Origin of the sequence: Geoglobus ahangari (assembly GCF_001006045.1) — an archaeon.
Lineage (GTDB): Archaea > Halobacteriota > Archaeoglobi > Archaeoglobales > Archaeoglobaceae > Geoglobus > Geoglobus ahangari.
Genome location: NZ_CP011267.1, coordinates 494,265 through 511,585 on the forward strand (window position 1 = coordinate 494,265; position 17,321 = coordinate 511,585).

At 54.2% G+C, this 17,321-nt stretch carries 20 protein-coding genes; 10 read left to right on the forward strand and 10 right to left on the reverse strand.

Annotated elements, in window-relative coordinates:
- The first annotated feature begins 9 nt into the window (after nt 1-9).
- The 5 genes from GAH_RS02850 (at nt 10) to GAH_RS02865 (ending at nt 2,878) form a co-directional block, all read left to right on the forward strand.
- Complete coding sequence (locus tag GAH_RS02850; RefSeq protein ID WP_048094598.1) at nt 10-1,194, forward strand: bifunctional 5,6,7,8-tetrahydromethanopterin hydro-lyase/3-hexulose-6-phosphate synthase; 1,185 nt, start codon at nt 10-12, stop codon at nt 1,192-1,194.
- Nucleotides 1,195-1,204: 10 nt separating this feature from the next.
- Nucleotides 1,205-1,867 (forward strand): triose-phosphate isomerase, encoded by a 663-nt coding sequence (tpiA, locus tag GAH_RS02855; RefSeq protein ID WP_048094599.1) that lies wholly within the window; start codon nt 1,205-1,207, stop codon nt 1,865-1,867.
- A 41-nt stretch (nt 1,868-1,908) separates the two neighbouring features.
- Nucleotides 1,909-2,070 carry a hypothetical protein gene (locus GAH_RS10655; RefSeq protein WP_156967374.1) on the forward strand — a complete coding sequence of 54 codons (162 nt, stop codon included), beginning with the start codon at nt 1,909-1,911 and terminating at the stop codon, nt 2,068-2,070.
- Nucleotides 2,071-2,238: 168 nt separating this feature from the next.
- On the forward strand, nt 2,239-2,541 hold the full coding sequence (locus tag GAH_RS02860) for a nucleotidyltransferase family protein (protein ID WP_048094600.1): 303 nt from the start codon (nt 2,239-2,241) through the stop codon (nt 2,539-2,541).
- Nucleotides 2,528-2,878, forward strand: coding sequence for a HepT-like ribonuclease domain-containing protein (locus GAH_RS02865; RefSeq protein WP_048094601.1), 351 nt, complete (start codon nt 2,528-2,530; stop codon nt 2,876-2,878). Before GAH_RS02860 ends, GAH_RS02865 begins: the two co-directional genes overlap by 14 nt.
- A 194-nt stretch (nt 2,879-3,072) precedes the next feature.
- On the opposite strand, the gene GAH_RS02870 is transcribed toward GAH_RS02865, so the two are convergent.
- Entirely contained in the window at nt 3,073-3,846 is a 774-nt protein-coding gene (locus tag GAH_RS02870; RefSeq protein ID WP_048094602.1) for a DUF166 domain-containing protein, read from the reverse strand.
- A gap of 116 nt (nt 3,847-3,962) precedes the next feature.
- On the opposite strand from GAH_RS02870, the gene GAH_RS10765 reads away from it, so the two are divergent.
- Nucleotides 3,963-4,115: a hypothetical protein gene (locus GAH_RS10765; RefSeq protein ID WP_169745335.1), complete on the forward strand. Its 153-nt coding sequence runs from the start codon at nt 3,963-3,965 to the stop codon at nt 4,113-4,115.
- Nucleotides 4,108-5,457, forward strand: coding sequence for a sodium:solute symporter family protein (locus GAH_RS02875; RefSeq protein ID WP_048094603.1), 1,350 nt, complete (start codon nt 4,108-4,110; stop codon nt 5,455-5,457). Before GAH_RS10765 ends, GAH_RS02875 begins: the two co-directional genes overlap by 8 nt.
- 11 nt (nt 5,458-5,468) lie before the next feature.
- On the opposite strand, the gene GAH_RS02880 is transcribed toward GAH_RS02875, so the two are convergent.
- From GAH_RS02880 to GAH_RS02920, 9 genes are all read right to left on the reverse strand, one after another.
- Nucleotides 5,469-6,767: a CaiB/BaiF CoA transferase family protein gene (locus GAH_RS02880; protein WP_048094604.1), complete on the reverse strand. Its 1,299-nt coding sequence runs from the start codon at nt 6,765-6,767 to the stop codon at nt 5,469-5,471.
- Nucleotides 6,760-8,139: a CaiB/BaiF CoA transferase family protein gene (locus GAH_RS02885; protein WP_048094605.1), complete on the reverse strand. Its 1,380-nt coding sequence runs from the start codon at nt 8,137-8,139 to the stop codon at nt 6,760-6,762. Before GAH_RS02885 ends, GAH_RS02880 begins: the two co-directional genes overlap by 8 nt.
- A gap of 70 nt (nt 8,140-8,209) precedes the next feature.
- Nucleotides 8,210-9,004, reverse strand: coding sequence for a nitrilase-related carbon-nitrogen hydrolase (locus tag GAH_RS02890; protein ID WP_048094606.1), 795 nt, complete (start codon nt 9,002-9,004; stop codon nt 8,210-8,212).
- Between the two features lies 1 nt (nt 9,005).
- Nucleotides 9,006-9,281, reverse strand: a complete 276-nt coding sequence (locus tag GAH_RS02895; RefSeq protein ID WP_048094607.1) for a winged helix-turn-helix domain-containing protein — start codon at nt 9,279-9,281, stop codon at nt 9,006-9,008.
- A complete protein-coding gene (locus tag GAH_RS02900; protein ID WP_245604065.1) occupies nt 9,278-9,778 on the reverse strand; it encodes a cob(I)yrinic acid a,c-diamide adenosyltransferase in 501 nt (166 codons plus the stop codon). The genes GAH_RS02895 and GAH_RS02900 overlap by 4 nt, the downstream gene beginning before the upstream one ends.
- On the reverse strand, nt 9,769-10,821 hold the full coding sequence (gene meaB, locus GAH_RS02905; protein ID WP_048094608.1) for a methylmalonyl Co-A mutase-associated GTPase MeaB: 1,053 nt from the start codon (nt 10,819-10,821) through the stop codon (nt 9,769-9,771). The genes GAH_RS02900 and meaB overlap by 10 nt, the downstream gene beginning before the upstream one ends.
- Nucleotides 10,818-11,300, reverse strand: a complete 483-nt coding sequence (locus tag GAH_RS02910; protein ID WP_048094609.1) for a cobalamin-dependent protein — start codon at nt 11,298-11,300, stop codon at nt 10,818-10,820. Before GAH_RS02910 ends, meaB begins: the two co-directional genes overlap by 4 nt.
- A complete protein-coding gene (locus GAH_RS02915) occupies nt 11,269-12,966 on the reverse strand; it encodes an acyl-CoA mutase large subunit family protein (protein ID WP_048094610.1) in 1,698 nt (565 codons plus the stop codon). Before GAH_RS02915 ends, GAH_RS02910 begins: the two co-directional genes overlap by 32 nt.
- Before the next feature lie 30 nt (nt 12,967-12,996).
- The gene (locus GAH_RS02920) at nt 12,997-14,148 is read right to left on the reverse strand and encodes an acyl-CoA dehydrogenase family protein (RefSeq protein WP_048094611.1); all 1,152 of its coding nucleotides are present in this window, start codon (nt 14,146-14,148) and stop codon (nt 12,997-12,999) included.
- A gap of 144 nt (nt 14,149-14,292) precedes the next feature.
- Here GAH_RS02920 and GAH_RS02925 point away from each other — a divergent pair, with 144 nt between their 5' ends.
- The 3 genes from GAH_RS02925 to GAH_RS02935 are packed head-to-tail and all read left to right on the forward strand — an operon-like array spanning nt 14,293 to nt 17,321.
- The gene (locus GAH_RS02925) at nt 14,293-15,618 is read left to right on the forward strand and encodes a mannose-1-phosphate guanylyltransferase/mannose-6-phosphate isomerase (protein ID WP_048094612.1); all 1,326 of its coding nucleotides are present in this window, start codon (nt 14,293-14,295) and stop codon (nt 15,616-15,618) included.
- On the forward strand, nt 15,599-15,805 hold the full coding sequence (locus GAH_RS02930) for a hypothetical protein (RefSeq protein WP_048094613.1): 207 nt from the start codon (nt 15,599-15,601) through the stop codon (nt 15,803-15,805). Before GAH_RS02925 ends, GAH_RS02930 begins: the two co-directional genes overlap by 20 nt.
- On the forward strand, nt 15,795-17,321 hold the full coding sequence (locus tag GAH_RS02935; protein WP_048094614.1) for a helicase HerA domain-containing protein: 1,527 nt from the start codon (nt 15,795-15,797) through the stop codon (nt 17,319-17,321). Before GAH_RS02930 ends, GAH_RS02935 begins: the two co-directional genes overlap by 11 nt.

A 17,321-nucleotide genomic window follows, 5' to 3' on the forward strand; every position in this document is an offset into this window, starting at 1 on the left:
GTGGAGTTTATGGAGTACAGGATCGGAGAGGCTCTGGTCGGAACGGGAGATGAGGTCGCCCACATAGACCTCATGATCGGGACGAAGGACAGCCCCGTGGGCGAGGCATTTGCCAACGCCCTTTCCCAGCTCTCTGCAGGCCACACACCCCTGCTCGCGGTTCTGAGGCCAAACCTGATCACCAAGCCTCCCGCCGTGATAATCCCGAAGGTCACGGTCAAGGACATGTTCCAGGCCGAGCTCATCTTCGGGCCGGCACAGATGGCTGTTGCGAAGGCGATAGCTGATGCGGTTGAGGACGGGATAATCCCGAAGGAGAAAGCTGAGGACTACGTCATCGTCGTGAGCGTCTTCATTCACCCCAAGGCTAAGAACAAGGAGAAGGTGTTCTACTACAACTACAGCGCCACCAAGCTCGCAATCAAGAGGGCAATGCAGAGCTTCCCTGACGTAGACACGGTGCTCTACGAGAAGGACAGAAGCTTCCACCCGTTCGCGGGAAGAAAGCTCACCAGACTCTGGGATCCACCCTACCTGCAGGTGGCAATAGACATTCCGAGCCTCGAGGAGGTGCTCAGGGTTCTCAGGTACATCCCGGACAGCGACCACATAATTTACGAGGTCGGCACACCGCTGGCCAAGAGGTATGGGGCCGAGGTGATCCTGAAGCTCAGGGAGGAGAAGCCCGACGCGTTCTTCGTGCTCGATCTCAAGACCCTCGACACGGGCAACCTCGAGGCGAGGATGGCGGTGGATGCAACTGCCAACGCGGTCGTGATCTCCGGACTCGCGCCGATAAACACGATAAAGAAGGCCGTGAACGAGGCTCAGAAGCTCGGGATATACTGCGTCGTGGACATGCTGAACGTCGAGGACCCCGTAAGCAGGCTGGACAAGATCGTCGAGGCTGGTGTGAAGCCCGATGTCGTCGAATTGCACAGGGCCATAGACTCGGAGCATGAAGAGCCTCCGTGGAAGTTCGCAAGGCCGATAAAGGAGAAGCACGACGTCCTTGTGGCCGTGGCAGGAGGAATAAGGCCGGAGAACGTTGAGGACGCAATTTCCGGAGGTGCGGACATGCTCGTGGTTGGAAGGGCGATAACGAGGGCAAGGGACATAGAGGGGGCGGCGAGGAGATTTCTGGCGAATATGAAGCCCGACACGGATCAGTTCCGTGTCATGACAGATTTCTGAGGTGGTTTGTGTGAAGGCCGTAATCATAAACTTTAAGGCGTATGGGGAGGGGAGTGGAGAGAGGGCCTTGGCCCTCGCTAAGGCCGTGAAGGAGATTTCCGAGAAGGTGGACTTCTACATGGCCATCGCCCCGAACTTCCTCGACATTCCCGAGATAGTGAAAAGCGTGGACATAGACGTTTTCGCACAGCACGCAGATGCTGTCAGCTACGGGAGCCACACGGGGAGGATCACCCCTGAGATGCTGAAGGAGAAGGGAGTTAAGGGGAGCCTGATAAACCACAGCGAGAGGAGGCTCAGGCTTGCGGACATAGACTATCTGGTCTCGAAGTTTAAGGAACTCGGGCTCACCTCGGTCGTCTGCACCAACAACGTCTCCACCACAAGGGCTGCTGCCGCGCTTTCTCCAGACTACGTGGCGATAGAGCCTCCTGAGCTGATAGGAAGCGGAATCCCCGTGAGCAAAGCTGAACCAGAGGTGGTCGAGAACTCCGTCAAGGCGGCAAAGGGAATCAACCCGGAGGTAAAGGTGCTCTGCGGCGCAGGAATTGCCACGTATGAGGACGTTGTCGCTGCGATAGACCTCGGAGCAGATGGTGTTCTGCTGGCGAGCGGAGTTGTGAAGGCCAGCGACCAGAAGAGGGCACTTGAGGAACTCGTCGGACTGAGATAGTTATTCAGAAAACTTTATATTTTATCAAACTTACTTGATTCATGGGATGCGTTGAGTGCAAGTTTTACGAGTACGATGGAGTGTACAGGTGTAGGTGGTTTGAGGCGAGAATCTCGAGGGTCTTTCCGAGGTGGGTTGACGACTTCAAGAGGGGAGAGCTGAGGTTCAAGAAGTGTGGGTATTACAGGAGCAAGAGAGAGTAAATAAGGACACATAACAACTTTTTGCAATTTAAAATTGCCCCTTGCAGGAATCGGCTCATGGCCAGTTTCGGAGCATTATTTAAAATCATGGGGTTAACTGCTCACAGGAAAGGTCAGGATCAAATAACTTTTTAAAATTTCATAAAAAATAAAATTGAGGATAGAGCCATGCTCTCCAGAACTGAAATCATGGAAATGATAATCAAACACTGGAACGAAATCGAGAGATTTGGAGTTAAAAGACTCTGGCTTTTCGGCTCCTATGCAAAAGGAGAACAGAGCGAGAAGAGCGATATCGACATTCTCGTGGAATTCGAGAAAGGAAAGAAAACTTTCGACAATTACATGGACCTTAAATTCTTCCTTGAAGACCTGCTTGGAGTAGAAGTTGATCTTATCACAGTTGAGGCTCTGAAGCCAGGAATTAAAGACGCAGTCTGGAAGGAGGCTGTCCCGATTGAGGGATTATAGACTGTATATCGACGACATACTTGAAGCAATACAGAGAATAGAAGAATACACTGCAGGTATGGATTTTGAAGATTTTGCAGAAAACAGGCTTGTGGTTGATGCCGTGGTCAGGAATCTCGAAATAATAGGTGAGTCATGCAGAGCATTGCCACGAGAGATCAGGGAAAAGTATCCGGATATCGAATGGCGTAAAATTGTAGGACTCAGGAACATTCTGATCCATCAGTATTTTGGAGTAGATCTGGAACTTGTGTGGGATATCGTGAAAAACAAACTCCCAGAACTTGAAATAAAGATTAAAGAGATAAAGAGGGATTTGAATGCCTCTTCAGCCTGAGGATCAGGTTCACCGGAACAACATTAAAATTAAAAAATTAAAAACCAAAAATACAAATTATGCTGCTCCAATAACCTAGCTAATGGAAGAAATCAAAGCTAAGAAATCTCTTGGAGAATCATCTGGATTGCGATTGACGCGGATGAAAAAGGAGTTTACCTTATATGGGCTACTGAAAGAAGGTAAAAAGAGATTCAGACCGAATCCAACACAAATTTTTTCATGTGCTCGGGAACAAAGCTCTCAGCATCAACCCCACACGCCTTGCTGAACTGGTAGACCATGACGTAGCCCGCGAGGTGGAATGGAGCCTCCCTGATCTCAGCGTCCCTCTCCATGCTCGCAAGACACGGATAGGCGCACTGGTGCTGGTGTATGTCCTTCCAGAACTCGCCAACGTCTAGGATTTCGTAGCCCCTCATCCTCCTTGCCACGTAGTAGGCGTTGCCGCAGGGGTCGCTCCTCACAACCTCGACCTGCTCAACAACGTTCCCGTCCATCTTCACCCTGAACTCGGGTTTTCCAAACCCCAGATCCGCCAGAGGAGTATTTGACGCGCAAAACGGTTTAGGAGCGTAGAATTCAATCCCTACTTCCTCACATTTTCTCCTCACCTGCTCTCTCAGGCCGACAGAGAGCCATGCCGGATGCTCCACGGGCACTATCAGGCATTTCACGCCCGCAAATTCGGGAAGCTCGGCGATTATGTCAGGATGGAGGTTTATCGCCACGAGCACCTCGCACTCCACCTCTCCAACTATCCTCTCGGGCTCCTCTATGTAAACCCCGTACGTCGAGGGCTCCTCGAGCTCCCTCGCAAAGACGATGGAGGAAGAGAGGTCGTAGCTCTTGCAGTGATCGCACTCATCAATCCCGCAAGCCCCGAAGTGAGGGCAGCTGTCCGGATATGTGAGGTTTGAGACGAATCGCCTTCCGAACTCGCCTGAGTAAATGATCCCGATTTCCATGACTGTCCGCGTTCTACTTACAGGTTTATCTGTCATTCGTTTTTGGTCGAGTGTTGTTCAAAATCCCATTTTCCACCCGAAACCCTTAAAAAACCACCTTTCCAAACATGTGTTCGATGAGGAGTGTGGAGTTTGTAGCCGTGCTCACGGCGATGCTCGTACCGTTTGTGGCGCTGAAGACGAGCGACCTGTCCACATACCTGTACTGGACTGCCGTGGTGTCCGCTTACTTAGCACACATAGCCTACAGGAGGTGGGAGGTTGAATAGCTTCACGATCGCCATATTGCTCTACGCAGTGGCAGGAACCGCAATAGCGATCTACGCGAGGAGGTACGGGCTGAGGGGGGACAAGGACTACTACATAGCCGGCAGGAACGTTGGCGGGCTCGTTTCGGCATTGACCTATGCAGCGACAACATACTCGGCCTTCATGATGGTGGGGCTCGTGGGCCTGAGCTACGCAACAGGCGTTGGGGCTTACGGCTTCGAGATGTTCTACCTCCTCGGCACGCTGATGCTCCTCTCCTACTACGGCCCGAAGATATGGAGGATGTCGAGGGAGAGTGGCGCGATATCTCCGGCAGAGCTCATCGGGAAGAGGTTCGGGACGGGCACGGCGATGGCTGTTGCCCTGATCTCTCTGGTCGCTCTAATCCCCTACACGTCCAGCCAGCTCATCGGAGTCTCGCTTGTCGTGGAGAAGCTCTCCGGAATTGACTTCAGCGTAGCAATAGCCATCTCAGCTCTGCTCATCGCGCTCTGGGCGTTCATAGGAGGACTGAGGGGCGTCGCGTGGACAGATGCCGTGCAGGGCGTGATAATGCTGTCCGCAGCGGTTCTGGCCGTTGCCTACGTCTACAGCATGAACCCGGACTTTGCGGCAGAGACGTCGAAGCTTGGAGAGCTCATGCACGTGCCCAACAGGATATGGACTCCACAGCTTTTCATAAAGCTCACCGTGCCCTGGTTCTTCTTCGCCCTGACAAATCCTCAGGTATTCCAGAGGCTGTTCATCCCTAAAGACGAGAGAGCCTTGAAGAGGATGGTCGTGTACTTCGGCCTGTTCGGGCTGGTATACACGGTGATGGTAACGCTGATCGGCCTGATGCTCAGGGTAATGGCAGAGAACGGGCAGTTCCCGATGATCAATGATAGGGATCTCGTGACTCCAACCCTCCTCTCCCTGCTGCCGTCATGGCTCTCCCTGCTCATCGGAATCAGCATCCTCTCTGCTGCGATAACCACGGCCAACTCCATAATACTGAGCCTCTCCTCGATGGTGTCGAGGGATATAGCAAGGAGCCAGCTCGCCGGCAGGGCTGCGATAGTCGTGCTCACCATAGCGGTTGCCATCTTCGCCTCAACAAGGCCTGCGTACATTGTGGAGCTTGCGGTGATGTCCTCCACGCTTCTGCTCTCCACGCTGCCCCTCGTTCTGGCCATGATCCACACAAAATTCAGCAGAGGTCTGGAGGCTGTGATCGCGGGCTTTGTAACAGCACTGGTGCTGAGCTACATGAAGTACCCGTTCACAGGAGTGGCTGTGCTCGCAGTGGGATTTGCAGTTCTCCTCGCAACGAACCTGATAAAAAGAGAAGAGAAGGCTTAATTTTTTAAATTTTAAATCACGCCGTTCTTCTTGAGCTCCTCGAGCCTCGACTTTCCGTAGCCGAGGTACTTCTTGTAGATGAACTCGTTGTCCTCTCCAACAGGCTTGCAGAGCCACTTTATCCTGCCCGGCGTCTTCTCGTGCTTCGGAGCTATTCCCTGCACGGCGAGCTCTCCATAATAGGGATCCTTGACCTTCATCAGCGCTCCTCTGAGCCACCAGTTCTCGACCTCGAAGCTCTCCTTCGGCGTGAGTAATTCGCCCGCAACAGCTGTACCCTCTCCCTTGTACTCGAGGGTCGCCTGAATCAGCTCCTCGGTCGTCATGTTAACCGTAACCTTCTCAAGCTCCTTCAAAGCTTTGGGCCAGTTCTCGGGCGTGAGCCTCTCCTTTATCGTCGGGTACTTGTCTATCAGATCCTCCCTGCCAAGTATCGTACAGAGAGCCTTCCAGTTGGGGTCGCTGAAACCAGCTATGAACGCCATGCCGTCCTTCACCTTGATGAGTGTGTACGGGAACACCGCCGGATCGAAGTTCGCAACCCTGTTGATGGTGTCCCTGAAGGTGTGATAGTACTGCACGTAGTAGTTCTGCACCTTCGCCATAGCCTCGGCCTCTGAGACGTCAATGAACTGTCCCTTTCCTGAGATCGTCCTCCAGAAGAGGGCGACCATTATTCCGAAGGCCGCGAAACCTCCACCGACGTACCATCCCATCCACGGGCCCATCTTAGTGGGAACCCTCGTGTGCTCTGGATACTCCTCGTATTCCTCGGGAATTCCTGTCGTCCAAGTTATCCCTCCCATCGCCTGATTGATCACGTCGTAGTCCGGCAGGCCCTTCCCCGCCTTGCTGCCGAAGTGGCCGTAAGAGTAGATGGCGGTGTAAATCAACCCCGGATTTATCTTGCTGAGCTGCCTGTAGCCTATGCCGAGGGAGTCCATGTAGCCGGGCTTGAACGTCTCAATGACCACATCAGCCTTCTCGGCCAGCTCCTTGAATATCTCCCTGCCCTCCTCGCTCTCGAGGTTGAGGGTGATGTGGAACTTGTTCCTTCCCTCGACGATGTACGCAAGCCCCGTGTCCTTGATCTTCAAGCCGTAAGGTGTCATCTTCCTCGCTATGTCGCCGCCGGGTGGCTCGATCCTTATGACCTCAGCTCCAAACTCCGCGAGCAGTGATGAGGCGAAAAGACCCGCGAAATTGCCATAGCTCAAATCGAGCACGAGGACGTCGTCAAGCGCCTCGGGCTTATCCTTCGCATTGAGAACGTTGCAGTTCTCCTTTGCCCACTCAACCCAGTCACTCATCAGCCCTCACCTCCGGGAAGAAGAGGCCGGACTTTCCGTCCCAGTCGTCTGGCGGGCAGGTTCTCGGAATCTCCCTGCTGTACTTTCCTATGACCCCCTTCTTGTAGAGCTCCTTGAGCTCGTCTATGCTCAGCCCCAGCAGCCTTACGAACACGTACTCGTTGTCGAAGCCCAGCGGCCTTGCGGTCCACTTTATCCTCCCCGGGCTCTCGCTGAGCTTTGGAACTGGCGCAACCTCAGCCAGCTCGCCCCACAGCGGGTCTTCATACTTCCACACGGCCTTCCTCTCATTCCAGTGCTCGTCCTCATACTGATCCTTGGCGCTCATGACCTTCGCCGCCGCAAACCCGTGCTTCTCTGCAAGCTCCTCGAGCTCCTTGACGGTCTTGTCCTTCGCCCACTCGTGTATGGCTTTGTAGATGACCTCCTGATTCTCCGGCTTCTGCCTCTCCTCTATGTCGGCGAACTTCTCAAAGAGGTCGTAGCGGTGCATCGCCTCGCAGAGCCCTCTGAACTCCTCCTCCTTGAAGGCTGCAATGGCAACGTATCCATCCTTGACCTTGACTATGTCTGAGGGAACAACAGCAACGTCCCTGTTGCCCGTCCTCTCTCTGTTCTTCCCCGTGAGGAAGACGTAAAGCCAGGTCCAGTCCATGTTCCTCACGAGGTTCTCAGCCTGCGAGAGGTCTATGTACTGGCCCTTGCCTGTTTTCTGCCTGTAGTAGAGGCCGACCATCACCGCAAAAGCGCCGATTAGAGCGCCGTAATAGTCACCGATCCAGTCACCCACCTTGAGTGGCATCGCCTCCTTGAAGCCTGTCGTCTCCATCAGCCCAGAGGTGGCCTGCGCAACTGCATCGTAGCTCGGCCTTACAGTGAACGGACCCCACTGGCCGAAGCCGGACATGCTGATGTAAACCAGCCCCGGATTGATCTCGCTCAGCTGCCTGTAGCCGAGGCCCCACCTGTCCGTTGTCCCGGGCCTGAAGTTCTCAACAAGCACGTCAGCCTTCTTTACGAGCTTGTACATCAGCTCCTTGCCCTCGGGTGTTCTGAGGTCTATGGACACGTGGTACTTGCTGTTGTTCGCGGCCTCAAATCCGAGGGCGAGGTTCTTGTAGAACTTCGCGAACGGTGTGAGTGCCCTCATCGTGTCTCCAATACCCGGAAGCTCCACCTTTATGACCTCCGCTCCGAACTCGGCCAGATACGTTGGAAGCATTGGCCCGAGAACAAGAGTTCCGATCTCGATAACTCTGATCCCCTTCAGAGGCTCGGGCTTCTCGAAAGTTTTCTCTGGATTCAGAATTTCCCTGACGTATTCCGTATACGGCAGATCCTCAATATCTCTAACCTCCCTGCTATCAGACATAAAATCACCCCTCAAAGACCTATTTTTCCGTATTTAACATGACAAATGGGTGATATAAAAAACTTACTATTTACGGTAACTTCAACCCGTTATTGCTCTGTTCAGAAAGGATTTTATCAATGGTGCTCAGATCTTCAAGAAAAGGATATTTTCTCCTGCACTCCTCCACTTCACCCAGATCTATCCTCGCAAAGATGAGCTCCTGCAGCTCCCCGGCCTCGTTGAGGACTCTGCCATAGGGATCTATTATCGCAGACTGGCCGTTGTACTTCCCCTCCGGATCAACGCAGTTTGCCGCGAGAACGAAGACCTGATTCTCTATCGCCCTCGCCCTTATGAGCGTCTTCCAGTGCTCTATCCTGCTGGCAGGAAACTCGGCTGGAATGGCGAGTATCTCCGCCCCCTCTTTTACGAGCCTTCTCGCCATCTCGGGAAACCTGACCTCATAGCAGACCAGCACTCCAACCTTCCCGTGGGGGGTGTCAAACACCCTCAGCTCGCTCCCGGGAGTGAAGTGCTTCCTCTCGTCGGTTAGAGGGAAGGGAAGGATCTTCCTGTACTTTCCAATTATCTCTCCCCTGTGCAGCAGGCAGACGCTGTTGTAGAGCTTTCCACCTTCCCTCTCAACCACTCCCGCAATCACGAGGATGTCCTTCCTCTCCGACAGCTTCAGAATCGTGTCGAGCTCCTCCTCAGCACTTCCCACGGACGAGTAGTTTTCCGGGAAGAGACCGGTGTTAGAGGCCTCTGGAAGAACAACGATCTTCGCGTCAACCTGAATTGCCCTCTTGACGAGGCTCAGCGCTTTTGACTTGTTGGTCTCCACGTCCTTCACTACCCTCTGCTGCCCGCAGGCAACAACCATTTCAGTCAAGATAGTCCACCACCAGCCCTTCTTTCGTTATCTCCAGCCTCCCCTCGCTCCTGTCTATGCAGTAGCCCCACTCGAGGATCTTGAGGTGGTATTCTAACTGTTTCTCGTCGAGGCCGAGAATCTCCCCGATCTCCCTCTCGCTTTTCCCCTCCTTGATGAGCCTTAGTATTCTCCTCCTCAGCGGACTGCTCACGGCTATCTGGTACCTCTTGTGATACTCCCTGCTCTTCTCCAAGGTGTCGCTGTGCTTGCTCCAGCTCTCCTTCATAGCTCCACCGGCTCGTACTCCCCCTTCTGAACCGCAAGGATCATGAGGTAGAGCAGGTAGCTCAGCTTGTTGAGCCACTCGACGAGGGTGTAGTCCACAAGCCCGTTCCTGTAAAGGGAGACAACCCTCCTCTCTGCCCTTCTGACAACGCTCCTCGCAACGCTCAGAACGGCAGAAACCTCATCCCTCTCGAGGATTATGAAGCTCCTCGGAAACTCAACCTCGCCCTCCATCCTCCTGACGATCTCGAGCAGCTCTTCGAGGTCTGCCTTCGTTATTTTCTCATCCCCACCAACGACCTGCGAGCCTGCCCGGAACATGTTCACCTGCACGTCGTGCAGGATCTTTCTCAGCCTTTCATCATCAATTTTGGTCTTCGCGAGCCCTATATACGCGTTTGCCTCGTCTATGCTCCCAACAGCCTCTATCCTCAAATCATCTTTGCTGACGAGCTCCAGATTAAAAAGGTGGGTTTTATCGGAGGTCTTCAAGAGCACCCCACCCTGAGAAGCCTCTCCACAATCTCCTCAGCGGATGTGTGCGGGTCCTTCTCACCCTTGACGACCCTCTCCACGTAGTCCCTGAAGTCTATCCTCTCGTTTCTGCTGAGGATCTGCTTTATCTCGTCCATTATGAGGTCGAACAGCTCTCTGCTGAGCCTCCTGACCCTCCTCTCGGTCAGCTTGCCGGACTTCTTCAGGTACTCGAAGTGGTCCTCTATTGCCTTCACCAGCTCATCTATACCCTCCCCCTTGTCGGCCACGGTGGTGATTATGGGGGGCACCCAGTCTTTGGACTTCTTCATCCTCTCGAAGATCTCCCCGCTCTGTACAGCGAGCTCATCGGCATGAGTGGTCTTGCTCAGTATGTCCACCGCCTCCTGATCCATCATGATCATGGACTTCAGCCACTTCACAGTCTTCTCCGCCCCGCCAAGATCTGCCTTGTTCACCACATAGATGTCTCCGATTTCGAGGATACCGGCCTTGTTTATCTGAATCTCATCTCCCATCTCGGGCATCATGACGACTATGCTCGTGTCGGCAACCTCGACAATGTCCACCTCGCTCTGACCCGCCCCAACAGTCTCAACGAGAATCACGTCGAAGCCGAATGCATCGAGGAGCCTTATCACATCCCCCGTCTTGGCCGCAAGCCCTCCGGCCTTTCCACGAGAGCTCATGCTCCTGAAGAACACTCCCGGGTCGAGCCAGAGGTTCCTGTTCACATCCAGCCCTTCCATCCTGAGCCTGTCACCCAGCAGGGCACCGCCTGTGAACGGAGAGCCGGGATCAACGGCAACCACACCAACAGTCTTCCCGACCTCCCTGAACTTCTGGACGAGCTTGCTCACGGTCGTTGACTTCCCCACACCGGGAAAACCGGTTATGCCGACAACGTGCGCCTTTCCTGTTCTGCTGAAGATTCTCTTCATTATCTCCTTGCCCTCAGGGTACTCGTTCTCAACGTACGTTATCGCCCTTGCCAGAGCTCTCCTGTTGCCCTCCTCGATGCCCCTTACTATATCGTCCACGTTCATGCTTCCGCCTTCTCCTTAAGCCCCTTCTTCTCCGGAACCTTCTCCCTTATGAAGTCCACGATCTTCTCTATGGGGGTTCCGGGGATGAACACCTCGTCCACGCCCATCTCCTTGAGCTTCTGGATGTCGTCCTCAGGCACGATTCCGCCCACGATGATGACCATCTCGCTCAGGTCTCCGCCGTACTCCTCGATGTACTTCATGACCTTCGGCACGAGCGTCATGTGGGCCCCGCTGTGCAGGGAAATTCCGACAACATCAACATCCTCCTGCACAGCAGCCATAGCAACTTCCTGCGGGGTGCGGTGAAGGCCGGTGTAGATGACCTCAAAGCCGGCGTCCCTCAAGAACCTCGCAACAACCTTTGCACCCCTGTCGTGACCGTCCAGCCCGACCTTTGCGACGAGAACCCTGATCTTCCTATCCACCTCTACCACCTCCAAAAAATTAGATGATGATTGGCTTCCTGTACGTGCCATAAACCTCCTTCAGGGTGCCCATAATCTCTCCGACCGTGGCGTATGACTTGACGGCCTGAAGGATGGCCGGCATGACGTTCTCGTTGTTCTCTGCTGCACTCCTGAGCCACTCGAGAGCTTCCTTCACTGCATCGTTGTCCCTCTCGGCCTTTATCCTCTTGAGCCTCTCTATCTGCCTCCTCTGCACCTCCTCGTCAACCTTCAGTATCGGGATGTTGAGCTCCTCGTCTATGGTGAACCTGTTAACTCCGACTATGACCCTTCTGCCCTCCTCCACATCCCTCTGGTATTCCGCTGCAGCCCTGCTGATCTCCTTGACGAAGAATCCGTCCTCTATGCCCTTCAGCACTCCCCTGAGCATGCTGCCCTCACCCATCTTCCTGATCTGCTCGATGTACTTCCACGCGAGCTTCTCCATCTTGTCAGTTAGCCATTCAACGTAGTACGATCCCGCAAGCGGGTCAATTGTGTCAGGTATCCCGCTCTCGTAGGCTATAATCTGCTGCGTCCTCAGAGCAACCCTCACAGCCTCCTCGCTCGGTAGAGCCCACGCCTCATCGAAGCTGTTGGTGTGAAGGCTCTGCGTTCCTCCAAGCACAGCCGCCATGGCCTGTATCGTCGTTCTGACTATGTTGTTAAGGGGCTGCTGGGCAGTTAGGGAGCAGCCTGCTGTCTGCGTGTGGAACTTGAGCCACCACGAGCGGGGGTTCTTTGCACCATACTCCTCCCTCATGATCTTGGCCCACATCCTCCTTGCCGCCCTGAACTTCGCTATCTCCTCGAAGAAGTTGTTGTGGGAGTTAAAGAAGAAGCTGAGCTGCGGGGCGAGGCGGTCTATGTCTATTCCCCTCTCGATTGCCGCCTCAACGTATGCCATTCCGTCCGCTATAGTGAAGGCAAGCTCCTGAACCGCGGTTGAGCCAGCCTCTCTGATGTGGTAGCCTGAAATGCTGATCAGGTTGAACTTCGGCACGTTCTCCACACCCCACTCGAAGATGTCGGTGATGATCTTGACGGACGGCTCGGGAGGAAGGACGAGGGTGTTCTGGGCGTGGAATTCCTTGAGCATGTCGTTCTGGATCGTGCCTCTTAGCTGCTCCCTCGGCACACCCTGCAGATCACCGATGGCAGTGTACATGGCCAGAATTATCGCGGCAGGCGGGTTGATCGTGAAAGATGTGGAGACCTTGTCGAGCGGGATTCCGTCGAAGAGGATTTCGAAGTCCTTGAGCGTATCAACGGCAACACCGACCTTCCCCACCTCACCATCTGCAAGAGGATCGTCGCTGTCAATTCCCATGAGCGTCGGGAAGTCGAAGGCCGTGCTCAGCCCTGTCTGCCCCTCCTTCAGGAGCATCTTCCACCTTGCGTTCGTGTCTTCAGCAGTGCCGAATCCCGAGAACTGCCTCATCGTCCAGAGCCTTCCGCGGTACATTGTGGGATAAACTCCCCTCGTGTACGGGTATTCTCCGGGATAGCCGATGTCCCTCACGTAGTCCAGATGAGCGATGTCAGTTGGATCGTAAACCCTCTTGACCTTGATTCCGGAGAGGGTTTCGAACATCTCGTCTCTCTCGCCGAACCTCTCAAGGTACGGGTTGAGGCACGTCCTCTCCCATTCCTCCCTCTTCTTCTTTATCTCCTCAATCTTCTTCTCATCCTCCATAATACCACCCCAGTTATCGTGAAAAAGAAATCAGAACTTGCCTAGAAGGCCTTTAGCTATCGTGTTGAGCTGGATCTCCTTAGTTCCCTCGTATATCTCCGTGATCTTCGCATCCCTGTAGAACCTCTCCACGTCGTTTTCGGCAACGTACCCATACCCGCCGTGCATCTGTATCGCCTCATCACACACGTGAACGGCGAGCTTTCCTGCGAGATACTTGGCCATGCTCGTCAGGGTTGGGTCAATTCCGTGCTTGTCGTAGTTCCATGCGGCCTTGTAAATCAGTAGCCTCGTAGCCTCGATCATGGTGCCAAGGTGAGCTATTCTGTGCTGGAGCGCCTGAAACGCGCCGATTGGCTGCCCGAACTGCTTCCTCTGCTTCACGTAGTCGAGGGTTCTGTCAAACGCGCCCTGAGCAATGCCGAGAGCCTGAGCGGCGATCTCGATCCTGCTCTCGTCGAAGAATTCAAGAACCTGATAGAACCCGCGGTTGAGCTGGCCGATTATGTCGTCCTCGCTCACCCTCACGTTCTTGAACACGACCTCGGCAGTTGGGGATGACCTTATGCCGAACTTCCCGTCTATCTTGTTGGTCTCAAGCCCCTCCGCATCCTTTCTGACGAGGAAGGTCGTGAAGCCGCGGTACCTCGGCTGGGCGTTGGGGTCTGTGACGGCGAGGACGACGTAGTAGTCCGCGATCGTTCCGTTGGTTATGAATGTCTTCGAGCCGTTTATCACCCACTCGTCCCCATCCTTCTCCGCCTTCGTCTTTATGGCCGTGAGATCACTCCCAGCCTCTGGCTCGGTGTAGCAGCCGGCCGTTATGGCCTTTCCGCCAGCAACCTTCGGAAGAACCTCCTCCTTCTGCTCCTCACTGCCGAACCTCATTATTACCTCAGATGAGAAGTCTGAAAGGATTATCGCGCTGCCAATCGTGCTGTCAGCCCTGCAGAACTCCTCAACTATGAGTATGTTCTCCAGAATTCCCATTCCCGCTCCGCCGTACTCCTCGGGGAAGTGCACACCGATGAAGCCGAGCTCGCATGCCTTCTTCCAGAGGTCAAACGGGAACTCCTCATTCTGATCGTAGTACCTGCCCCTCTCAGCCGTGAACTCGTTCTGCGCAAACTCCCTCGCGGCCTTCTGAATGTCTTTCTGATCCTGAGTGAGCTCAAATTCCATTCACAACACCTCCAGTTAATGTCAAGTTTTGCCCGCAATAAGTTTAAATTGTTTTCGTAATTTATCAGAATTAATACTAACCGGAAGATAAAAGCGCGAAAAAGGGAAAAGAATTTTATTTTAGCGGACGAAAAATAAAGTCGCATGAAAGTATTCATCCTCTCCGGCGGCAAGGGTACGAGGCTTTTTCCCATCAGCAGGGAGAAGTACCCGAAGCAGTACCTGAAGATATTCGACTCGAAGTCCCTTTTCCAGATGGCCGTGGAAAGGGCGATGAGGATAGGAGATGAAGTCGCGATCATCACCAACGACGAGCAGAAGTTCATAGTCCGTGATCAGCTGGACGAGATTAGTGCTGAGGCTGAGATACTCGTTGAGCCCGCATCGAAGAACACGTTTCCGGCCATAATCTACGCCTCGCTTCACGCTGATGACACGTTCCTCATCACACCCTCAGACCACTTCATAAAAGGCGATCTGGCCAGATACATCAGGAGAGCTGAGAAACACGCTGGAGAGTTCATAATAACGTTCGGAATAAAACCAACAAAGCCCCACACGGGCTACGGGTACATCAAGCCCGGGGAAAGGGCAGGGGAGGTGTTCAGGGTCGAGAGGTTTACGGAGAAGCCTGACATGGAGACCGCGAAGAGGTTCGTCTCCGAAGGGTACCTCTGGAACAGCGGGATGTTCCTGACGAGCAGAGAGGTGTTGAGAGAGGAGGTCAGGCGCCACTATCCCGGCCTTTACGAGGCTTTCGAGAAAGATGTCGGGGAGGGGTACAGGAGATGCCCGGAGACGAGCTTTGATTACGCGATCATGGAGAGGACGGAGAGGGCAGCGGTGATGGAGCTCGACATCTTCTGGAGCGACCTCGGAAGCTTCGACTCGCTCTACGAGGTGATGGAAAAGGATGAGAATGGAAACGCAGTAAGAGGGGAGCTCATCTCCCTTGACTCAAGGAACAACCTCGTGATGTCGGACAGGCTCGTCTCAGCCATTGGAGTGGAGGATCTGCTGATAGTTGACACGAGGGACGCGCTCCTCATCTCCAAGAAGGGCGTTGCGGAGAGGGTCAGAGAGGTCGTGAGGATTCTGAAGGAGAGGGGAGATGAGAGGGCTGAGGTGCACACGGTCGTCCACAGGCCTTGGGGGAGCTACGTTCTGCTCGAGAGGGGAGAGAACTACTGGATAAAGAGGATCGTCGTGAAGCCGGGTGAGAGGCTGAGCCTCCAGAGGCACATGCACAGGAGCGAGCACTGGATAGTTGTTAGGGGGATGGCCAAGGTCATCAGCGAGGGGAAGGAATACTTTTTAAGGCCCGGCGAGAGCACGTTTGTTCCGTCTGGAGTTAAGCACAGGCTCGTGAATCCCGGCAGGATACCGCTCGAGATGATCGAGGTGGCGATTGGGGACTACCTGAGTGAGGACGACATAGAGAGGTTTGACGATGAGTACGGAAGAGGTTGAGGTTGAGTGTCCGGTCTGCGGGAAGACCCACAGGCTGGAGAGGAAGGTGGATGTTTTTTACTGCAAGAAGAAGCCACTCGTGCTGCTGAACGACCGGCACGGGTGGAGATTGATGGTGGTGAAGGAGATAAGCGAGAGGCAGGACAGGGAGCTTGACAGGTTGTGGGGTAGTGAGGATGAAGGGTGAGGTAGGCAGGATTTTTGGAGAGACCTCTGCCTTCGAGTTTGAGTTTGTGGTTTTCAATCCGAGGGATGTGAGGAGAGGAGACTACGTAAAGGTGTGGAACGACGTGGAGGGCTGGATTGTAGCCTACGTGACGGACGTGATAGCGAAATCTGACGTGAGTGGAGAGGATGTTCTGAAGGGGAGGAACGTTGAGGCTGAGGTCTACATAGCAAAGGCGAGCGTGATTGGGAAGAGGGAGAACGGAGTTTTGAAGGCTCCAAGAACTCCCTTCGTCCCGGGTGAGAAAGTCTTTCTCGCCGAGGAGAGCTTGGTGGCTGAAGTCCTCGGGATGAGCGACGATGGGGTCTACCTCGGCCTGCTGGGCGACACGTCGATAAAGGTGAAGCTTGACGTGAACAGCCTCGTTCAGAAGCACGTCTGCATTCTGGCAAAAACAGGGGGAGGGAAGAGCTACACTGCAGGGGTAATAATAGAGGAACTCATCGAGAAGGGGGTTCCTCTGCTGATCATCGACCCCCACGGAGAGTACGCATCGCTCAAGCAGCCCAACGACGTGAAAGAAGAGATGGAGAGGATGGAGGAGTTCGGAATCAGGCCGAAGGGTTACTCCAACATAAGGGTCTACGTTCCTCCCGGCTCACCATTTGTTGATAGAGCGGATAGTGTGATATATCTGGACGGCAGAAACCTCGATGCAGAGGAGATAATAGAGCTGGGGAACATAACCAGCCCCTCGGCGCAGGCCCTCCTCTATCAGGTGATAAGGGAGCTTGATGACTACACCCTCGAGGACATAATGGACAGGGTTGAAGAGATAAAGAACAGCAGCAAGTCGGTCTTGCTTGGTGCTCTGACCAAGATACAGAAGTCCGGCCTCTTCTCCGACAACCCGACACCCATAGACATCCTCCTGCAGAAGGGGAGAGCCGTGATACTCGACATGCGGGGAGTTGATCCAGCATATCAGGATCTGATCGTCGCAAGGATATGCGGAAAGCTCTTCGAGATGAGGAAGAGAGAGGAGATCCCGCCGGGAATGATCGTGATAGAGGAGGCACACAACTTCATCCCGGAGAGGGGGTTCGGAAAGGCTGTCTCCACCCAGATTTTGAGGACGATTGCAAGCGAGGGCAGGAAGTTCGGTCTGGGTTTGATGGTCATCAGCCAGAGGCCGGCGAGGGTTGACAAGAACGTCATAAGCCAGTGCAACACCCAGATAATTCTCCGCCTGACCAACCCCAACGACATAAACGCGGTCAGGAAGGGTGTTGAGGGTCTGACAGCGGAGATGGTCGAGGACATAAAGCGCCTCCCACCCGGCAATGCGGTGATAGTCAGCCCCGAACTCGAGCGTCCTGTTATAGTCAGGATCAGGGTCAGGAAGAGCAGGCACGGACATGCGGTCGAGATTTTTGGTGAGAAGAGGGGGGGAAGGAAGAAGAGCAAGAGCGGAGGGAAGGTTGAGAGGAAGGAGAAGAAGGACGGTGGTTTTCTGAAGAAGATATTCGGTGGTTAA

Excerpts from the sequence above, each read along its gene's own strand:
- GAH_RS02910 (WP_048094609.1), bottom strand. The coding sequence starts at position 11,300 with ATGGCACGTACAGGAAGCCAATCATCATCTAATTTTTTGGAGGTGGTA.
- GAH_RS02850 (WP_048094598.1), top strand. The coding sequence starts at position 10 with ATGGAGTACAGGATCGGAGAGGCTCTGGTCGGAACGGGAGATGAGGTC.
- meaB (WP_048094608.1), bottom strand. The coding sequence starts at position 10,821 with ATGAACGTGGACGATATAGTAAGGGGCATCGAGGAGGGCAACAGGAGA.
- GAH_RS02920 (WP_048094611.1), bottom strand. The coding sequence starts at position 14,148 with ATGGAATTTGAGCTCACTCAGGATCAGAAAGACATTCAGAAGGCCGCG.
- GAH_RS02930 (WP_048094613.1), top strand. The coding sequence starts at position 15,599 with ATGAGTACGGAAGAGGTTGAGGTTGAGTGTCCGGTCTGCGGGAAGACC.
- GAH_RS02895 (WP_048094607.1), bottom strand. The coding sequence starts at position 9,281 with ATGAAGGAGAGCTGGAGCAAGCACAGCGACACCTTGGAGAAGAGCAGG.
- GAH_RS02860 (WP_048094600.1), top strand. The coding sequence starts at position 2,239 with ATGCTCTCCAGAACTGAAATCATGGAAATGATAATCAAACACTGGAAC.
- GAH_RS02870 (WP_048094602.1), bottom strand. The coding sequence starts at position 3,846 with ATGGAAATCGGGATCATTTACTCAGGCGAGTTCGGAAGGCGATTCGTC.
- GAH_RS02935 (WP_048094614.1), top strand. The coding sequence starts at position 15,795 with ATGAAGGGTGAGGTAGGCAGGATTTTTGGAGAGACCTCTGCCTTCGAG.
- GAH_RS10765 (WP_169745335.1), top strand. The coding sequence starts at position 3,963 with ATGAGGAGTGTGGAGTTTGTAGCCGTGCTCACGGCGATGCTCGTACCG.
- GAH_RS02915 (WP_048094610.1), bottom strand. The coding sequence starts at position 12,966 with ATGGAGGATGAGAAGAAGATTGAGGAGATAAAGAAGAAGAGGGAGGAA.
- GAH_RS02880 (WP_048094604.1), bottom strand. The coding sequence starts at position 6,767 with ATGAGTGACTGGGTTGAGTGGGCAAAGGAGAACTGCAACGTTCTCAAT.
- GAH_RS02925 (WP_048094612.1), top strand. The coding sequence starts at position 14,293 with ATGAAAGTATTCATCCTCTCCGGCGGCAAGGGTACGAGGCTTTTTCCC.
- GAH_RS02890 (WP_048094606.1), bottom strand. The coding sequence starts at position 9,004 with ATGGTTGTTGCCTGCGGGCAGCAGAGGGTAGTGAAGGACGTGGAGACC.
- GAH_RS02885 (WP_048094605.1), bottom strand. The coding sequence starts at position 8,139 with ATGTCTGATAGCAGGGAGGTTAGAGATATTGAGGATCTGCCGTATACG.
- GAH_RS10655 (WP_156967374.1), top strand. The coding sequence starts at position 1,909 with ATGGGATGCGTTGAGTGCAAGTTTTACGAGTACGATGGAGTGTACAGG.